This window comes from Dyadobacter psychrotolerans, from assembly GCF_004349265.1.
GTDB classification, from domain to species: Bacteria; Bacteroidota; Bacteroidia; order Cytophagales; family Spirosomataceae; genus Dyadobacter; species Dyadobacter psychrotolerans.
Genome location: NZ_SMFL01000001.1, coordinates 214,563 through 231,325, shown reverse-complemented (window position 1 = coordinate 231,325; position 16,763 = coordinate 214,563). Strand labels below are relative to the sequence as shown.

The 16,763-nt window shown below is 42.3% G+C and carries 14 protein-coding genes; 12 read left to right on the top strand and 2 right to left on the bottom strand.

The features are described 5' to 3' along the window. Positions 1–14: 14 nt before the first annotated feature. The 12 genes from E0F88_RS01035 to E0F88_RS00980 all read left to right on the top strand — a co-directional run bounded on the left by E0F88_RS01035 (position 15) and on the right by E0F88_RS00980 (position 16,081). The gene (locus E0F88_RS01035; RefSeq protein ID WP_165939971.1) at positions 15–719 is read left to right on the top strand and encodes a FecR domain-containing protein; all 705 of its coding nucleotides are present in this window, start codon (positions 15–17) and stop codon (positions 717–719) included. 288 nt (positions 720–1,007) lie between these two features. Continuing rightward, entirely contained in the window at positions 1,008–1,568 is a 561-nt protein-coding gene (locus E0F88_RS01030) for an RNA polymerase sigma factor (RefSeq protein ID WP_131955801.1), read from the top strand. 183 nt (positions 1,569–1,751) lie between these two features. Beyond that, complete coding sequence (locus E0F88_RS01025; RefSeq protein ID WP_131955799.1) at positions 1,752–3,395, top strand: TldD/PmbA family protein; 1,644 nt, start codon at positions 1,752–1,754, stop codon at positions 3,393–3,395. A 98-nt stretch (positions 3,396–3,493) separates the two neighbouring features. Continuing rightward, positions 3,494–4,843, top strand: a complete 1,350-nt coding sequence (locus tag E0F88_RS01020) for a TldD/PmbA family protein (RefSeq protein ID WP_131955797.1) — start codon at positions 3,494–3,496, stop codon at positions 4,841–4,843. A gap of 53 nt (positions 4,844–4,896) precedes the next feature. Continuing rightward, on the top strand, positions 4,897–6,534 hold the full coding sequence (locus tag E0F88_RS01015; protein ID WP_131955795.1) for a TldD/PmbA family protein: 1,638 nt from the start codon (positions 4,897–4,899) through the stop codon (positions 6,532–6,534). Between the two features lie 13 nt (positions 6,535–6,547). After that, entirely contained in the window at positions 6,548–7,885 is a 1,338-nt protein-coding gene (locus E0F88_RS01010; protein WP_131955793.1) for a TldD/PmbA family protein, read from the top strand. A 148-nt stretch (positions 7,886–8,033) separates the two neighbouring features. Beyond that, positions 8,034–8,651, top strand: a complete 618-nt coding sequence (locus E0F88_RS01005; RefSeq protein WP_131955791.1) for a DUF4159 domain-containing protein — start codon at positions 8,034–8,036, stop codon at positions 8,649–8,651. Between the two features lie 198 nt (positions 8,652–8,849). Next, entirely contained in the window at positions 8,850–9,842 is a 993-nt protein-coding gene (locus tag E0F88_RS01000; RefSeq protein WP_131955789.1) for an AAA family ATPase, read from the top strand. Positions 9,843–10,014: 172 nt separating this feature from the next. Then, positions 10,015–10,917, top strand: coding sequence for a DUF58 domain-containing protein (locus tag E0F88_RS00995; protein WP_131955787.1), 903 nt, complete (start codon positions 10,015–10,017; stop codon positions 10,915–10,917). Continuing rightward, positions 10,917–12,122: a BatA domain-containing protein gene (locus E0F88_RS00990; protein ID WP_131955785.1), complete on the top strand. Its 1,206-nt coding sequence runs from the start codon at positions 10,917–10,919 to the stop codon at positions 12,120–12,122. The genes E0F88_RS00995 and E0F88_RS00990 overlap by 1 nt, the downstream gene beginning before the upstream one ends. Further along, on the top strand, positions 12,115–14,340 hold the full coding sequence (locus E0F88_RS00985) for a hypothetical protein (protein WP_131955783.1): 2,226 nt from the start codon (positions 12,115–12,117) through the stop codon (positions 14,338–14,340). The genes E0F88_RS00990 and E0F88_RS00985 overlap by 8 nt, the downstream gene beginning before the upstream one ends. Positions 14,341–14,407: 67 nt before the next feature. Continuing rightward, entirely contained in the window at positions 14,408–16,081 is a 1,674-nt protein-coding gene (locus E0F88_RS00980; RefSeq protein ID WP_131955781.1) for a hypothetical protein, read from the top strand. A 47-nt stretch (positions 16,082–16,128) separates the two neighbouring features. On the opposite strand, the gene E0F88_RS34715 is transcribed toward E0F88_RS00980, so the two are convergent. Together E0F88_RS34715 and E0F88_RS00970 are read right to left on the bottom strand one after the other, a co-directional pair. Next, positions 16,129–16,338: a HepT-like ribonuclease domain-containing protein gene (locus E0F88_RS34715; protein WP_374756304.1), complete on the bottom strand. Its 210-nt coding sequence runs from the start codon at positions 16,336–16,338 to the stop codon at positions 16,129–16,131. A gap of 114 nt (positions 16,339–16,452) precedes the next feature. Next, a complete protein-coding gene (locus E0F88_RS00970) occupies positions 16,453–16,647 on the bottom strand; it encodes a nucleotidyltransferase family protein (RefSeq protein WP_229213666.1) in 195 nt (64 codons plus the stop codon). Positions 16,648–16,763: the final 116 nt, after the last annotated feature.

Genomic DNA, 16,763 nt, shown 5'->3' with positions numbered 1-16,763 from the left:
CATTTTGGACAGAAATGACAAAAGAAATCATTCAGCTTTATTTTCGAAATAAAGCCGCCTTCGAAGAAGATGAGGCGGTGGAAGAGTGGCTGCGTCGTTCTCCGGAAAATACGCGGCAGGCACTAAAATGGCTGGACGAACTTTCTGATGAAGAAGAAAAGTTGTTTCTGAATCTTGTCCTGGAAGGCGATACGATCCGTAGGAATGCAATATCAGGTTTTGCCAAGCATGAGCATGCAAAAAACACAAGAATCTGGAACATCAGAATGCGCAACATAAGGCGCTTCGCTTACCGGAATGCGGCTTTGCTGACAAGCTTGGTTATGATCGGTTTTGCCATAATCATTTTTCAAAAGCATTCAACCGTGGAAGTAAATACAAAAACGGGGGAAAGTAAAAATTTTATTCTTCCCGATGGGTCCGACGTGGAGATCAGAAACGAAACCAGCCTTAGCTATGCTTACTCGCGAAACAGGGGAGACAGGGAAATATGGCTTAACGGGAATGCTACTTTTTCTGTAAAAAAACTTAGTGAGTCATCAGAATTTACCGTTCAGCTGCCGGGCGGAACAAAACTGCAAACAATCTCCTCTGAATTTAATGTTTTCAAAACTGGGAGCAATACCTACGTTTTTGTCAAATATGGGCTGGTGAAAATCTTTCGCCGGGGTTATCCGGATACTGATCTTAAACCAGGGAAAACGACAGCCTTGTATTAACGTAGGGTAGATGCTGTAAGAAAGGCTGTCCGAATGGCAAAATATCATTTGGTCATTCCCGGGGAATTGTCGTTACGTTGTGTTTTGATAAGAATTCTGAAATGTCAGGCTTATTTATAAGTAAATGTTGTAATTATTACATAAAATTTAAAATATAAATAAATATTAACTATTGATTAAAATAAACTAATATCCTGTACTAATCATGATTTGCGATTTATTATATTTATAACATCTAAATAATCCGAATAATATTTTGATTCAATTTTTATAGATCTTTTGACGAATATGAATAAATCAACATTTTCAGATAGGGAACTTGAAGGACTGCTTTCTGGCAAGGACGGCATCTCTTTCAGAATTTTGTTCGAGCAGTACCACCCAACGCTGGTTCGTGTATTGATTAATTATTCAAATGATCAGGAAGAAATAAAGGATTGGATTCAAAAAATTTGTAGAGAGTTATGGCTCTCTCGGCAAACATTGAATACTGATTCGATAGGAAATCTAAAAGCATATTTTATAGTAACGGCCAGAAATTTTGCTATTAAATCGATCAGTGAAAGGGGCAAAGCTAAACCGGAGAAAACGAATTTTTCCTTTGAAAATGAGTTTAGCATTCGCAGAAGCCTTGTGACCAACCATGAGGATGGCAGGTTGATGAATGAATATGTTCGTGCAATTGAAAACTTTCAAAAACCAATTAAGATTATCAGCTTGAAAAACAGGGTTATTGGCCCGTTTAATTTGAACAACCTAAATCTGCTTTCTCCTTTCAAAACTGTGGAAATACGGTTGGTAAGGATGCTTTCTTTTCTTCGTCAGGAAGTACAGCTTTTTCGGCAATGATTGGATTATTTATGTAGAGAGAAGCCCGATAAAATCTAATTAATTAAAACTGATACTAAATTTTTACTGTGAATATATTGACTAAATTGTGCTTCAAATTGTATTTTTTTTGATTGAAGATTTACAATCGCTGGTTAGTCACTTAAACTTCATCCCTAGCTTAGAAGGGCCAAATTAAAAGAAATGAAAAGAAGAGATTTTATGCAAATGTCGGGTATGGGGCTTGGCGCACTGATGCTCCCAAACGTACCTGTAATTGGAAATTCGGTCCCTGTTGAGCATTTGCTTGATCCCTGGATGGATGCACCTGTCAAGAAAATATTATCTGAAATAGCTTTGAATGCAGCCAAGAGCAAAGGCGCAACTTATACCGATGTTCGTATCGGCAGATATTTACAGCAATATGTTTTTACCCGTGAAAAACAAGTCCAGAACATTCAGAATGCAGAATCTTATGGAATCGGTATTCGTGTAATTGCCAATGGGACCTGGGGATTTGCGGCAACCAGCGACGTTACTGCGGACGGAATTGCGAAGTGTGCGGCTACTGCCGTTGCGATTGCCAAAGCAAATTCAAAATTTCAAAAGGAACCCGTTGTTCTCGCCGAGCAAAAAGGAGTAGGTGACAAAACCTGGAAGACTCCGATTAAGAAAAACGCTTTTGAAATACCTATTCAGGAGAAAATTGATCTGCTGATGAACGTAAACGGAGCAGCAATGGCTAATGGTGCCGGCTTTGTAACGTCGAATCTTTTCTTTGTAAACGAACAAAAATATTTCGCTTCTTCGGATGGTTCATTTATCGATCAGGACGTACACCGCATCTGGCCAACTTTCACGGTAACAGCCATTGATAAAGCTGCCGGAAAATTTAAAACCCGTGACGCCATCAGTTCTCCGATGGGAATGGGTTTCGAGTATCTGGACGGTCTTGCTTCTGAAAAAATCGCCGGTCCAAATGGTCTTGTCGGCTACCGGAATTCTTATGACATGGTAGAAGATGCGATCGTAGCTGCCAAACAGGCAAAAGAAAAAATGACGGCCAAATCGGTTTTGGCAGGAAAGTACGATCTGGTACTTGATCCAAACCACCTTGGACTAACTATTCACGAGTCGGTAGGTCACCCGACTGAACTTGACCGGGTACTTGGTTATGAGGCCAATTACGCAGGAACGAGCTTCGCTACGCTGGATAAGTGGCAGGCTAAAAATTTCAACTATGGAAGTAAACTTGTTAACATCGTTGCGGACAAAACACAGGCTCATACACTGGGTGCTGTTGGTTACGACGATGAAGGCGTTCCCTGCAAGGAATGGAATATTATCAAAGATGGTATTTTGGTAAATTACCAGGCAACACGCGACCAGGTAAGTATTCTTGGTGAAAAAGAATCGCACGGATGCTGTTATGCCGACAACTGGAATTCGGTTCAGTTCCAGCGTATGCCAAACATTTCTCTAAAAGCGGGTACAGAAAAACGCAGTGTTCTGGATATGATCAAAGGCGTCGACAAAGGGATTTACATCATCGGAAGGGGCTCTTATTCAATTGATCAGCAGCGTTATAACTTCCAGTTTGGCGGACAGGTTTTCTACGAAATCAAAAATGGCCAGATAGCCGGGATGTTGGAAGATGTTGCTTATCAGTCCAATACACAGGAATTCTGGAACTCCTGTTCACAGCTTTGTGACAAAGACGATTACCGAACATTTGGTTCTTTCTTTGACGGAAAAGGTCAGCCTTCGCAGGTGAGTGCAGTTTCTCACGGAAGCGCAACTACAAGGTTTGATGCTGTGAACGTAATTAATACGGGAAGAAAAATCTGACAGGGTTTATTGTTTAAGTTGTTTGATTTTTAAATCAGGACAGCCAGGCAAAATCATAAAACTAAGAGTAAGGACATAACGCATTTAACTTTTTTCAAATGGCAATTTTATCAAAAGAAGAAGCGAAGAAAATAATAGACAAGGTCTTGGCTTTTTCCAAAGCAGACGAAATGAGCGTAGGGCTTTCGGGCTCCCGCACAGGAAATATTCGTTATGCTAGAAATTCAGTTTCTACAAGCGGGGAGACAACAAATCTTTCGCTTTCAGTTACAGCAGTTTTTGGAAAAAAATCCGGAACATCAACCATTAATGAGTTTGATGACGCTTCCTTGGAAAAAACAGTAAGAAGAGCAGAGGAAATTGCCAAGCTTGCGCCAGACAATCCGGAATATGTACCGATGCTTGGTCCACAAAAATATCTTGAAATCAATTCTTTTTCGGACAGTACTGCCGCTATTACTCCTGATTACCGTGCACAGGCTGCGTTTGACAGCATTGATCCCTGTGCAAAGAAAAACCTGACCGCTGCCGGTTATCTGGAGGATACAACAGGTTTCTCCGCGTTGGGAAACAGCAAAGGACTTTTTGGATACAACAAAGCAACATCAATCGATTTCTCAATCACTGTTCGTACCGCAGACGGAAAAGGATCCGGTTATGCAGCCCGCGATTACAATGACGCTTCAAAATTGAGTGCAAAATCAGCAACTGAGGTTGCCATGCAAAAAGCGTTGGCTTCATCAGAAGCAAAAGCACTTGAACCAGGGAAATACACCGTAATACTGGAACCAACCGCCGGTGTGGATCTGCTGCAAAATATGATGCGCAGCATGGATGCGCGTAGTGCAGATGAAGGAAGAAGTTTTCTTGGCAAAAAAGGAGGAGGAACACGACTGGGTGAAAAACTTTTTGACGAACGCGTAAATATCTACTCTGATCCACAAAATCTGGAAATTCCGGGATCTCCGTTTGGCGGTGGCGGCGGCGGTCGTTTTGGTGGTGGCGGAGGCGATGGAATGCCTCAGGAAAAAGTGGTTTGGGTTGAAAACGGCGTAGTGAAAAATATGTACTACTCGCGTTACTGGGCTGAGAAAAAAGGCGTAAAAGCAATCCCTGCTCCTTCGGGCTTCATTTTCGCGGGCGGCACGCAAACCCTTGCTGAGATGATCAAGGGGACAGAAAAAGGAATTTTGGTAACACGCCTTTGGTACATACGTGCCGTGGATCCGCAAACGTTGTTATACACCGGACTTACCCGGGACGGTACTTTTTATATCGAAAACGGAAAAATCAAATACCCTGTGAAAAACTTCCGTTTCAACGAAAGTCCTGTCATCATGCTGAACAACCTGGAAGCGATGGGAAAACCAATGCGTGCCAGCGGAAATCTTATTCCGCCATTGAAAATCAGAGACTTTACCTTCACCAGCTTGTCTGACGCTGTTTAGGATTGCCTGACTTTTAAGAATCATATTTTCGTCATTTAGTAAACAACCTTACTTTGAAACGTAGAGATTTTATACAATTAGCTGGACTAGGAACCGGAGCGTTCATGTTGCCTGGCCTTGCAATGGGTAGAACGGTATCACCAGAGGCACTAATGGAACCCGGCCTGGATGTATCTGTTAAAAAACGACTTGCTGACGCGGCACTTAATGCAGCCAAATCTCAGGGCGCAACTTATGCGGATGTACGAATTGGCCGTTACCTGAACCAGTTTGTGGTAACTCGCGAAGATAAAGTTCAGAATATCGTTAATACAGAATCTTATGGCGTTGGTGTGCGAGTGATCGCCAACGGATGCTGGGGATTTGCGGCTGTTGCAGATGCGAAAAATGAAGCGCAAATGGCCAAAGCTGCAGCCGATGCAGTTGCAATAGCCAAAGCGAATTCTAAATTGATGAAAGAACCGGTACAGCTAGCGCCTCAAAAAGGTTTTGGTGAAGTGAGCTGGAAAGCACCGATTAAAATAAACGCATTTGAGGTTCCGATTAAGGAAAAAGTAGACTTGCTGCTTTCTGTTAATGCAGCAGCTATGCAAAACGGAGCGAACTTTGTGAACTCGATTATGTTTCAGGTAAATGAGCAAAAATATTTTGCTTCTACCGACGGATCATACATCGACCAGGATATTCACCGGATTTTTCCTCAGTTTAACGTTACCGCGATTGATCCTAAATCAGGTACCTTTAAGACAAGAAATGCACTGAGCTCTCCGATGGGAATGGGTTATGATTATTTGCAAACCAATCCAGCCGACAAAGTTACAGGTATCACAACCCGCTACAACAAAGGTTATGATATGCTTGAAGATGCAATTTCAGCAGCAAAACAGGCAAAAGAAAAGCTTACAGCAAAATCGGTCGAAGCTGGTAAATACGATCTGATCCTGGATCCTTCACACCTTTGGTTAACAATTCACGAATCAGTTGGTCATCCGCTTGAACTGGACAGGGTACTTGGATATGAAGCGAATTATGCAGGAACTTCCTTTGCGACTTTGGACAAATGGCAATCTAAAAATTTCCAGTATGGCAGCAAAGAAGTGAATTTGATCGCTGATAAACAACAGGTTGGATCTTTGGGTGCAGTAGGCTGGGATGACGAAGGCGTAAACACAAAGAAATGGGATCTGGTAAAAGACGGTGTTTTGGTTAATTATCAGGCAACACGCGATCAGGTTCATATTTTGGGTGAAAAAGAATCTCAGGGATGCTGCTATGCAGATAGCTGGAGTTCAGTTCAGTTTCAGCGTATGCCAAACGTTTCACTGGCAGCCGGTAAAACACCTTTGTCTGTGGATGACATGATCAAGGATGTTAAAAAAGGAATTTACATTATCGGTGACGGATCGTTCTCAATTGATCAGCAACGTTATAACTTCCAGTTTGGCGGTCAGTTGTTTTATGAAATCAAAGATGGAAAAATTGTAGGTATGTTAAATGACGTAGCCTATCAATCCAATACCCAGGAATTCTGGAACTCCTGCTCTAAGGTTTGTGACGAACGTGATTATCGTTTGGGTGGATCTTTCTCAGATGGAAAAGGCCAGCCTTCCCAATCGAGTGCGGTATCTCACGGGAGTTCAACAGCCCGTTTCGACGGAGTAAATGTTATCAACACAGCTAGAAAAATATAACGTTCAGGACATTATGGCCATTATATTATCTGAGGCAGAAGCAAAAGCCTTGTTACAAAAGGTACTTGCTTATTCCAAAGCAGATGAATGCGAGATTACTTTACAGGGGGAGCAGAGAGGAAATATTCGTTACGCCCGTAATGAGGTTTCAACGAGCGGAAGCCTTGTAAACCAAAATCTTGCAGTTAAATCATCTTTTGGGAAAAAAACAGGAATTGCGACCATAGATGAATTCAGCGATGAGTCATTTGAAAAGGTGGTGAGAAGATCGGAAGAACTGGCAAAACTCGCTCCTGAAAACCCGGAGTTTATGAGCATTATTGGGCCCCAGAAATATCTTTCATCAAAAGGATATTTTGAATCGACTGCTGCTGTCAATCCGGATTCCCGCGCTGCGGCGGTGGGGAAAAGTCTGGAGTTGTCAAGAGCACAAAACCTGACAGCTGCCGGCTTTCTTGAAAACGAAACGGGCTTTTCGGCCATGATGAATTCGAAAGGTTTGTTTGCTTATTATCCGAGTACCAGCGTCAATTTTTCGCTGACAGTAAGAACGCCTGACGGTACCGGTTCGGGTTATGTAGCAAGAGGATACAGTGATTTTAGTAAACTGGATACCGCAGCAGCAACAAGAATTGCGATTGCAAAGTCAAAAGGATCAGTTGGGGCAAAAGCATTAGAACCAGGAAAATACACAGTTATTCTCGAACCGACCGCCGCAGCCGTTTTACTGGAAAATATCTTTTTCAGAATGGACGCGAGAAGTGCGGACGAAGGCAGATCGTTTCTGAGTAAACAGGGAGGAACCACAAAATTAGGAGAAAAAATTGTTGACGAACGCGTTAATATTTATTCTGATCCGCTAAATCCGGATCTTCCCGCTTCTCCCTATTCCGGCGATGGTATGCCTCAGAAAAGGATGAACTGGATCGAAAAAGGTGTTGTGAAAAATATGTATTACAACAGATACTGGGCCCAAAAAAAAGGTGTTGAACCAGTTCCTTTTCCTAACAACATGATTATGGAAGGCGGAACAGCTTCGTTGGAAGACATGATCAAGTCGACCAAACAGGGCATTCTGGTAACCAAGCTTTGGTACATCCGCACCGTGGATCCACAAACACTGCTTTTAACAGGACTTACGCGTGACGGTACATTTTATATCGAAAACGGCAAAATAAAACATCCGGTGAAAAACTTCCGTTTTAATGAAAGTCCGGTTATTATGCTGAACAACCTTGAAACACTGGGTAAACCGGAACGCGTGGTAAGCACCGAATCGGAAAGAAACTATATGATACCTCCCATGAAAATCAGGGAGTTTACTTTTTCTTCACTCTCAGACGCTGTTTAGTTGACGGTACACAGAGCGAACGCTGCGAATTTAAAGAGTGTAAGAGAGCCACAGAATTATATTTATCTGACTAAGGAGTTATTAAGATTTACTTTTAAACTCTGTGGCTCTTTCTTTAACTCCGTGGTTCCCTGTGTAATACCACATTATGAAGCCATTCTTTTTTACACGTATTCAATACACATCTGGCAATTGGGACACCGACCAGCGCATGCCGTCAAACCTGCTGCATTCGCTGGTTGAATACACAACCGTGCCGATTGATGAGAAGGAAAAATTAGTGCAGCTGAACAGTAACGAAATTTTTAAAAGTCCGTTCTGTTATCTCAGCGGCCACAAGCTGGTAGAATTTTCTGCGGTGGAGCGGGATCATTTTAAAAGGTATGTTCAAAACGGCGGGTTTGTGTTCGTCGATGACTGCAATCATGATATCGACGGACTTTTTGCCAAATCTTTTGAACAGGAAATGGAAAGGACTTTCGGGCCAAAAGCTTTACAGAAAATTCCTAACAATCACGAAATATACAACTGTTTCTTCAAGTTTGAAGACGGCCCGCCAACAACTTCCTTTGAGCTCAACGGCTGGGGAGATGATCTTGTTCATGACTATCTGAAAGCAGTGACTGTGAACGGCAGGATAGGGGTTTTGTACAGCAATAAGGACTATGGCTGTGAATGGGATTATGACTTTCGAAACAAAAGATTTTTGGCCGTCGACAACACAAGGTTTGGAGTAAATATTGTTATGTACGCGCTAACTGCCTGAGAGCAATAGAAGAAGGTTCCACAGAACGGACGCCGCGCGGGCTCACAGACTTAAATCGAGAACAACAGAGGATATTTTATTAAAAGTTTAAAATGGAATATTAATCATTCCAACATAAATAGCTCTGCTCTGCGGCTCTCTCCCAAGCTCTTTGTCAGTCCGTGTGACCGAACCTATAAACTATAAAATCCACTAAGATTGGAAACACAGGAATTAACCCATTATAAAGCACTGGTAGCCAAGCTGCCTCTTTTAAAAAAGGAAATCGCTAAGGTAATTGTCGGCCAGCAGGAAGCAATTGATGAGATCTTGATTTCTCTTCTTGCAGGTGGCCATTGCTTGCTGGAAGGCGTTCCCGGTTTGGCTAAAACCCTGATGGTGAAAACCATGTCAGAGGCTTTGCATATGAGCTTTAAGCGGGTTCAGTTTACGCCGGATTTGATGCCGGGAGATATTATCGGAACCGAAATTCTGGAAGAAGATCATGAAACCGGTAAAAAATTCTTCAAGTTTAACCAGGGACCTATTTTTGCAAACGTTGTTCTGGCCGATGAAATAAACCGGACACCACCTAAAACACAGGCGGCTTTACTCGAAGCGATGCAGGAAAAAAGTGTTACTTATGGCGGGACAAATTATGAACTTCCAAGTCCGTTCCTGATTATAGCAACACAGAACCCGATTGAACAGGCCGGAACTTACCCTTTGCCAGAGGCACAGCTCGACCGGTTTTTGCTTTACATCAAGCTGAATTATCCAAACGAACAGGAAGAGCTGGATGTATTAAAAGGAACCACGGGCACTTTCCGTCCAACTATCAACAGAATATTGTCGGACGTGGATATCGTTGAATTACAAAAACTGACACGGCAGGTTCACATCAGCGATGAACTGATAGAGTGGATTAACAAGCTGGTTCGAGCAACACGGCCTGTGGGCAGCCCATCAGACTTTGTAAAAGAATGGTGTGACTGGGGAGCTGGTCCGCGTGCCGGGCAGGCCCTGGTATTATGCGCCAAAGCAAGAGCCGTTTTGAACGAAAGATTTGCTGTCATTCCCGAAGACATTCATACACTCGCATATCCAATTTTCCGCCATCGGATTGCCATGAATTTCAGGGCAGAAGCAGAAAATATCACAACCGATCAGGTAATTGGCGAGTTGTTGAAAACACTGAAGCAAGCGAAATAGTCATAGCTCCGGAGTGGCTCCCTGTTTCTAGTAAATGGTAGGAGTAACAGTTGCCGGCTCCAACGGAGCCTCCTATACCTGGAAAAACAGGAAACTCCCAGGGAGTTAATTCGATTTCAATCTTTTTTTGCTGTAAACAGGATGCCCCAATGGGGCTTTTGAAACAAAACAAATGGTTAAAACAACTGGCTTACTGGCTTCGGATCTGATCAAACTCAAAAACCTGCAGCTGACCGGAAAACTGGTTAGTGAGGAATTGATGTTGGGGATTCATACAAGTAAGCGGTCCGGATTGGGAACCGAATTTGAACAATACCGGCATTACCAGCCAGGCGATGATCCCAAAAGAATTGACTGGAAGTTATTTGCAAGAACAGATAAACATCTGGTGCGGGAGTCATCCACGGAAAGTGATAAGCAGGTCCGTTTTGTACTGGACCTTTCCGGTTCTATGAATTATGCGGAGAAAGGTATCAGCAGGCTGACTTATGCACAAATACTGCTGGCTTCACTGGCTTATTTGTGTTATATACAAAACGACCAGATGAGTCTGTATACGCTGCAAAACGGCTCTATCCAAACGCTTACCGGAACGGGATCATCTTCGTCAGGCAAACAGTCTTTTCAAAAAATACTGGTGGGTTTGGAAAAAACAGTTGCCGGAGGTGAATGGAAAATGGATCCGGAACAGCAGATTAAATTTCCGGAATTTCAAAATAAAGGCAAAGAGCAGCTGATATTTGTTACCGACTTTTTGCAGGCAGGAGAGGAGTGGCTTAGGTTGATCAGGTCTCTTGCTAATCCGAGAAGAGAAATTGTTATTTTTCAGATTTTGGGTGAGCAGGAAACAGATTTTAATCTCAAAGGTTTTTATCGTTTTAAGGATTTGGAGACCGGAAGGGAAATTGAACTTGATGCAGAATCGGTTCGTGAGAAGTTTGTCGAATCATCCGCGGCCTATCTTGAAAAGGTAAAAACCGAACTGCAAATCCCGCATGTACATCTGGTGAGAGCAAAACTGGCCGATCCGCTGGGAATGGTTTTAAAAACATTTTTAACAAAACGAAAAGGATAATGGTCTTTCTGCAACCTGCTTTACTTTGGGGTGCGCTGGCCGTCGCCATACCCGTTATTATTCATTTTTGGTATCAGAAAAAGGGACAGACTATTGCCTGGGCCGCAAGTCAGTGGTTGACAGACAAAACCAGTCTTCAGCATCGGGGACTGAGACTTGATGAAATTTTACTCTTGCTGTTAAGATGCCTGATGGTCATTTTGTTAGTTCTGTTGCTAAGCAAACCTATTGCCGAATGGCTGAATAAAGACAAGACTACATCCAAAGTGCACCTTATTCAACCCGATGAAAGGCTTGTCAGCAATTTCCGGTTTGAGTTGGAAGAAGCTTTAAAAAAGGGAGAAAAAGTTTTCTGGATCGGTCAGGAAACAGAGCAGGTTAAGGACCTAGCGATCTTGCCAAAACAGTATGCGCAATTTTTACTTTTACAAAATAGTATTTCAAAAGCCGGGAGTCACGGGGGTGAGCTGAATTTGTACATTAACAATACCGGCAGCCTGGCAAACTTACCTCCAATTTACACACCAGAATCTTTCAAGCTTCACTCCATCGCAGATTCTGCAACAGTTGGAAAGATCCCATATCTGGAATTGGGAGAAGGGAAAAAAATGTTCACGGATATTAAAACGGGGCTTTTGAAAACTGCATCGGATCAAACCGGAAGTTTCACTTCTGAACCTGTTCATAAAGGAAAAATTAAAGTTTTGCTGGACTATAAAAATCCTGTCGAACAACAAACAGTCCAGGCGTCTTTACTTGCTTTGGAAGAGATTTATGGTGTTCCTTTTGCCTTGGATCTCATAAAAAAAACAGACATAAAATACGACTGGATACTTTTGGATCAGCAAATTATAGCCCCTGATCCACGAGTTTTATATGTGCTTTCGGGAGATATTCGGGATAAATATTTGACTGATAACGTCTTTCAATTGCAGGATTCGCTGCGCGTGCCCACTTCGGAATTGGTCAGAAACGGACAGTTGCCCGAATGGCTGGGAGAGGCGATGGTTCAGTTTTATAAGCTCAAAACAACCAAAAATCTGTTGAGTCAGCAGCAGTTGAACGCAACGTTTGTCAAAAGTAAACCTGTCATAAATCAGTCGTCTGTGAAAATACATCAATGGCTTTTGTTGCTTTTTGTAATCACTTTATTAATTGAGCGCTGGATCGCGTTGAAAAAAACTGTCACCCAGAATTATGCTTGAACTACAAAAACTGATAGGTGCTGTTACGAATCAGCTTTATGCCAACGCTGTGCTTCGGTGTGTTCTGTTGGCAGCATCCGCTTTTCTGATTGTTTCGGCTTTAACTTCGTCTGCTTTTACTCCGGTATTGGCGGCTACGGCGGGTTTAGGTATTGGGATTTATCTTACACAGATATTTCAAAGTAAAAAACCGAAGGCAATATCGCTGATTCATTCCTATGTGGGCGAAACAGAATACAGCCTGCATCTGCTTGAAAAAGAAGTACTAAACCTGGCTGAGCAATTGCAGCTGGAACGTCTCGGTTACGTCTCAGGTGATGTTCAGTTTCCTTTCAGCAAGTTGTATTCCGGAATTGGAATATATGCCGGGCTGTTTTTATTCTCAGCTGCCTTTTATTTTACCTATCCAAAAATCAGTTTTGCTGCCAGAAACGATACAGGTATTCCGGAAAAATCTGAAAATATTCCTGGCAAGGTAGAGCCGCTCGTTCCACCGGTTTTTGAATTCGCCAAGGTGACAATTCAACCTCCTGCCTATACCAGGTTGCCTAAAAAACAAACCGAAGATCTTAACGTAAGCGCAATCAGCGGGTCGGCTTTGCAATGGAATATCGGATTTAGTCACAATCAGAATTTGTCGGTTCGTTTGGCAAATAACCGCGGAGAAGAAGTTCATTTCAAAAGTGACGGACAAACTTTTCAGTATACAGATAAACTTGCCGGTTCCGGGTTATATGCGATTAAAGCATACTGGAAAGATTCACTGGTTTATCAATCTGATTTTTACAGGCTCGAAGCACTGCCCGACCTGGCTCCTAAAATTGAGCCTGCTTCCAAAGAATTGTATAAATATCATTTACTTAAAGACAGTAAGTCTTTAAACATTTCTGCCAAAATTTCAGATGATTTTCGTGTGCGCCAGGCCTTTATCGTTGCGACGGTTGCACGTGGTTCAGGTGAAAATGTAAAGTTTCGGGAGATGAAATTTCCTTTAAGTCCTTCGGATTTTAAGGAAGCCAATATGCAAAAGGTAATTGACCTCAAAGCACTTAATTTTACTCCGGGTGATGAGTTATACTATTATTGGGCTGCGGTTGATAACAAGCAGCCGGAGGCTAATTTTACCAAATCGGATACCTACTTCCTGGTCTATAAAGACACGGCTCAGGTAGAGGAGGCAGAGCTGGCAACGATGGCGGTTAACATTATGCCGGAATATTTCCGCAGCCAGCGCCAGATTATCATTGACACCGAAAAACTGATTTCCAGGAAAAAGAAAATTTCTAAAAAGGAATTTTCATCGATTTCCAATGAAATCGGATTTGATCAAAAAGTACTTCGTTTGCGGTATGGACAGTATTTGGGTGAGGAATTTGAACAAAATCTTGGAGGCGGTGGTGGCCCGCCTGACGACCAGGACGCGGCTGGCGGAAACATACTGGATGCCTACACCCACAAATCCGATGGAGATGGTGAAGCAGCCGAGCGTCGGGCATCTGAACCGGCGCATAAGGAAGAAGGGCATTCTCATGCCGACGAACACGGAGGTGGTGAACCTAAGGATGCCTTGGCTGAAATTATGGAGCAGTATACCCACTCACATGATGACGCGGAAACCAATACGTTTTACGAGCAGTCTACCCGAAGTCTGCTGAAAATGGCATTAGAAAATATGTGGCAGTCGGAATTACATTTACGGATGTACGAACCGGAAAAGGCGATGCCTTACGAGCACAAGGCGCTGGAATTTTTGAAATCGGCGCAGCATAAAGCACGAACATTTGTCAAGAAAAGTGGCTACGATCCACCGCCTATCAAAGAAAAGGAAAAACGTCTGAGTGGAGAATTAAAGGATGTCAATTCGAATCTGGCGTCAGAAAAGATCTACGATCAAAAACGGACGGAACAACTTGCTGCCGAGGTTTTAGGATATCTGGATTACATGGGCAGCAACACAACCCGACAAAACAAGTTGCAACTTGCCGGTGCGACTTTATCTGAGCGGCTTATGAACAGCGGTCCACTCAACGGCGGACTTCAAAACTGGGCTGTTATTGCTTCTCTACAAAAACTGGTAAGTGGTAAAATGCTATCTGACAGGGAGAAACAGCAGCTTAAAACGGAGCTATACAAGCGTTCGAATCCTTCCGTACAAAGCAGTCGGAGCTATTCAAGTGATAAGAAACTGGAAGAAGCTTTCTGGAAAAAAATGCGCTAGACCTGCAGACTTTCCAAGTCTTCAAGACTTGGAAAGTCAAAACCAGGAAGGTAAAATAAATTAACATATGATTCAATTTAACTACGACTGGTCGGATTTTTTAAACCAGCTCATATTTGTGCTTGCCGTTGCTGTTCTTCCAATGCAGCTGTGGTTGCTGGTTTTTAGGAATTCATCAGGATTTACAGGCAGACAAGCACTGAAATTGGGTCTTAATGTTGTGCTTTGGGTTGCAGTGATGGGTTTTATTTTACAGCCTTATTTAAAAAGAGAATCGTCATCTGCAACCGGGATTATTTTTGGTAAAAATGTTTCCTCGGAATTTGCGAAGTCACTAACCGATAGTTTGAAATCAGCCGAAATTTTAGACTTTTCAAGTCTTCAAGACTTGGAAAGTCTGGCTAGTCTTGATACTGTAATTTTAGCAGGAGCGGATTTTCATCCATCTGTTTTTTCAACATTGCTTCAATCGGAACATCATCCGGCCATTAAATATATTTCCTACGTTAAGCCGGACCAATTGCAGGAATTAACCTGGAAAGCGATTCTTAGAAAAGGCGAAATGCAGAAGGTTAAAGGACATATAAAATCTTCCGTCGCGCAGGTTCTGAAACTTAGTTACGGCAGCCAGACTTTGGATTCAGTTAAATTAAATAAAGAAACGAAATCATTCACTCTGAATTTTCCGGTTTTTACAGAAGGACGAAGTTCGGTAGATTTGTCTCTAAATGGCAAAATCATTGATACCTTGCGATTCTATGCCCGACCGTCCGAGCCGTTGACTTTTCAGTTCATACTTGATAATCCGGATTTTGAGAGCCGTAATCTTGCGGGTTGGCTGGGGAAAAACGGGCATTCGGTTTTATACACTACGGCTCTTTCAAAAGACATTCAAAGCAAACTCACAATTAACAAGGCAAAGGATCCTGATGTAGTGATTACTGATCCGGGAAATGCTTCAAACAGTATTGTCAAAAAAGCAGTTGCCAATGGTAAAAGTGTGTTGTTCATCAATCTGACAAATCCTTTAAAAGAAATTGCCGCTATCAATGGTACTTTGGGAACAAAGATTCAAACCAGAAGAAGTTCTAATGAAGAGGCCGTTACCATTTCGCCTGAGCTGACTGCTTTGCCATACCAGTTTGTCGCTTCCAATCATGCTGTGTTGGTTCCCGGATACCCGGTGTTGGTTGAGAAAACAAGGGGAAATATTGGCGTGAGCCTTCTGAACGAAACGTTTCCACTGATGCTGACAGGTGACAGCGTTGCTTATCAGAAAGTTTGGAACGCGATTTTGGCCATTGTGCATCCGCCGACTAAATCAAACATAGATCTTACAGCCCCGATATACCAGAATTTAAAAACCACAATTAACCTGAATAATTTTCCAAAAAAACCAAAGCTGTTACAAGTTGAAGACGATACTGTTTTCCTGAATGGCTCCGCATTGAACGTTCAATCGGCAACTGGTTCCTTTAGTCCCGTACAGTCGGGTTGGCTTACTTTATCCGATTCTTTGGGAACTGAAATGTTTGTTCAAAACGCAGGTGAAACCTTTAATCTCACAAAAATGCAGGATTTTCTACGCACTTATAATACTTACAAAACAAGATTGACCGAAGCAATGATTGGCCCTGACCGGAAGATTGAAGAAGGAATCAAAAGGCAGTTTTCTTCCTGGATGTGGTTTGGGATTGTGATGGTCTGTTTGGCGGCAGTTTGGGTTGAAGGGAAGTTGTGAAAAGAGAAAGAATATATTTGATCAGGTAAACCCAATCCCATAATAACCTAAACGATTAAATTTAACTTGGTAATAAGATCAGGTAAAAATACTCTTTTCACTTCCCAAACTATGGCATAATCAATGCCGAAGTAGTCATGTACAATTCTGTTCCTAAATCCGCGTATCCTGTGCCAGTTAATTTCTGGATGTTGATCTTTGAAATCATCTGATAGCCGGTTCGATGCCTCACCAATTATTTCAAAATTTCTTACCACGGCATCCACTGTTTTACTATCGTTGATAAAATCTTCGAATGAGTATGATCTGTGTATTCCAGTATTTTTATACCACTGTTCAAAATGTCCTGTACTAGAAGTTGTGGGTTCCGCTTAGACATAGATAATTTCTGATTGTATCGCCTGAAAGTATTTGGGTTTTATACCATTCCTGGAAACGAGATCAACATTTTTCCTGATCTTACTTTCAATATAATCGGCCAGGTCAACAAATTCAATTCCGATAGGCCGGTTAAACTCAACGATAATATCAACGTCACTGGAATCGGTAAAATCGTTACGAACAATTGAGCCAAATAAACCTGTAGAGCTGACATGAAACTTTTCAACCAGCTCATTTTCAACTGCATAAGAATTTGCCGTATGGATGATAGTTCTGTCATTTCACAAATATAGATAAGTTT

Bases quoted from the DNA above. Each gene is read 5' to 3' on its own strand.
- E0F88_RS01035 (WP_165939971.1), top strand. From the start codon at position 15: ATGACAAAAGAAATCATTCAGCTTTATTTTCGAAATAAAGCCGCCTTC.
- E0F88_RS01030 (WP_131955801.1), top strand. From the start codon at position 1,008: ATGAATAAATCAACATTTTCAGATAGGGAACTTGAAGGACTGCTTTCT.
- E0F88_RS01025 (WP_131955799.1), top strand. From the start codon at position 1,752: ATGAAAAGAAGAGATTTTATGCAAATGTCGGGTATGGGGCTTGGCGCA.
- E0F88_RS01020 (WP_131955797.1), top strand. From the start codon at position 3,494: ATGGCAATTTTATCAAAAGAAGAAGCGAAGAAAATAATAGACAAGGTC.
- E0F88_RS01010 (WP_131955793.1), top strand. From the start codon at position 6,548: ATGGCCATTATATTATCTGAGGCAGAAGCAAAAGCCTTGTTACAAAAG.
- E0F88_RS01005 (WP_131955791.1), top strand. From the start codon at position 8,034: ATGAAGCCATTCTTTTTTACACGTATTCAATACACATCTGGCAATTGG.
- E0F88_RS00995 (WP_131955787.1), top strand. From the start codon at position 10,015: ATGGTTAAAACAACTGGCTTACTGGCTTCGGATCTGATCAAACTCAAA.
- E0F88_RS00990 (WP_131955785.1), top strand. From the start codon at position 10,917: ATGGTCTTTCTGCAACCTGCTTTACTTTGGGGTGCGCTGGCCGTCGCC.
- E0F88_RS00985 (WP_131955783.1), top strand. From the start codon at position 12,115: ATGCTTGAACTACAAAAACTGATAGGTGCTGTTACGAATCAGCTTTAT.
- E0F88_RS00980 (WP_131955781.1), top strand. From the start codon at position 14,408: ATGATTCAATTTAACTACGACTGGTCGGATTTTTTAAACCAGCTCATA.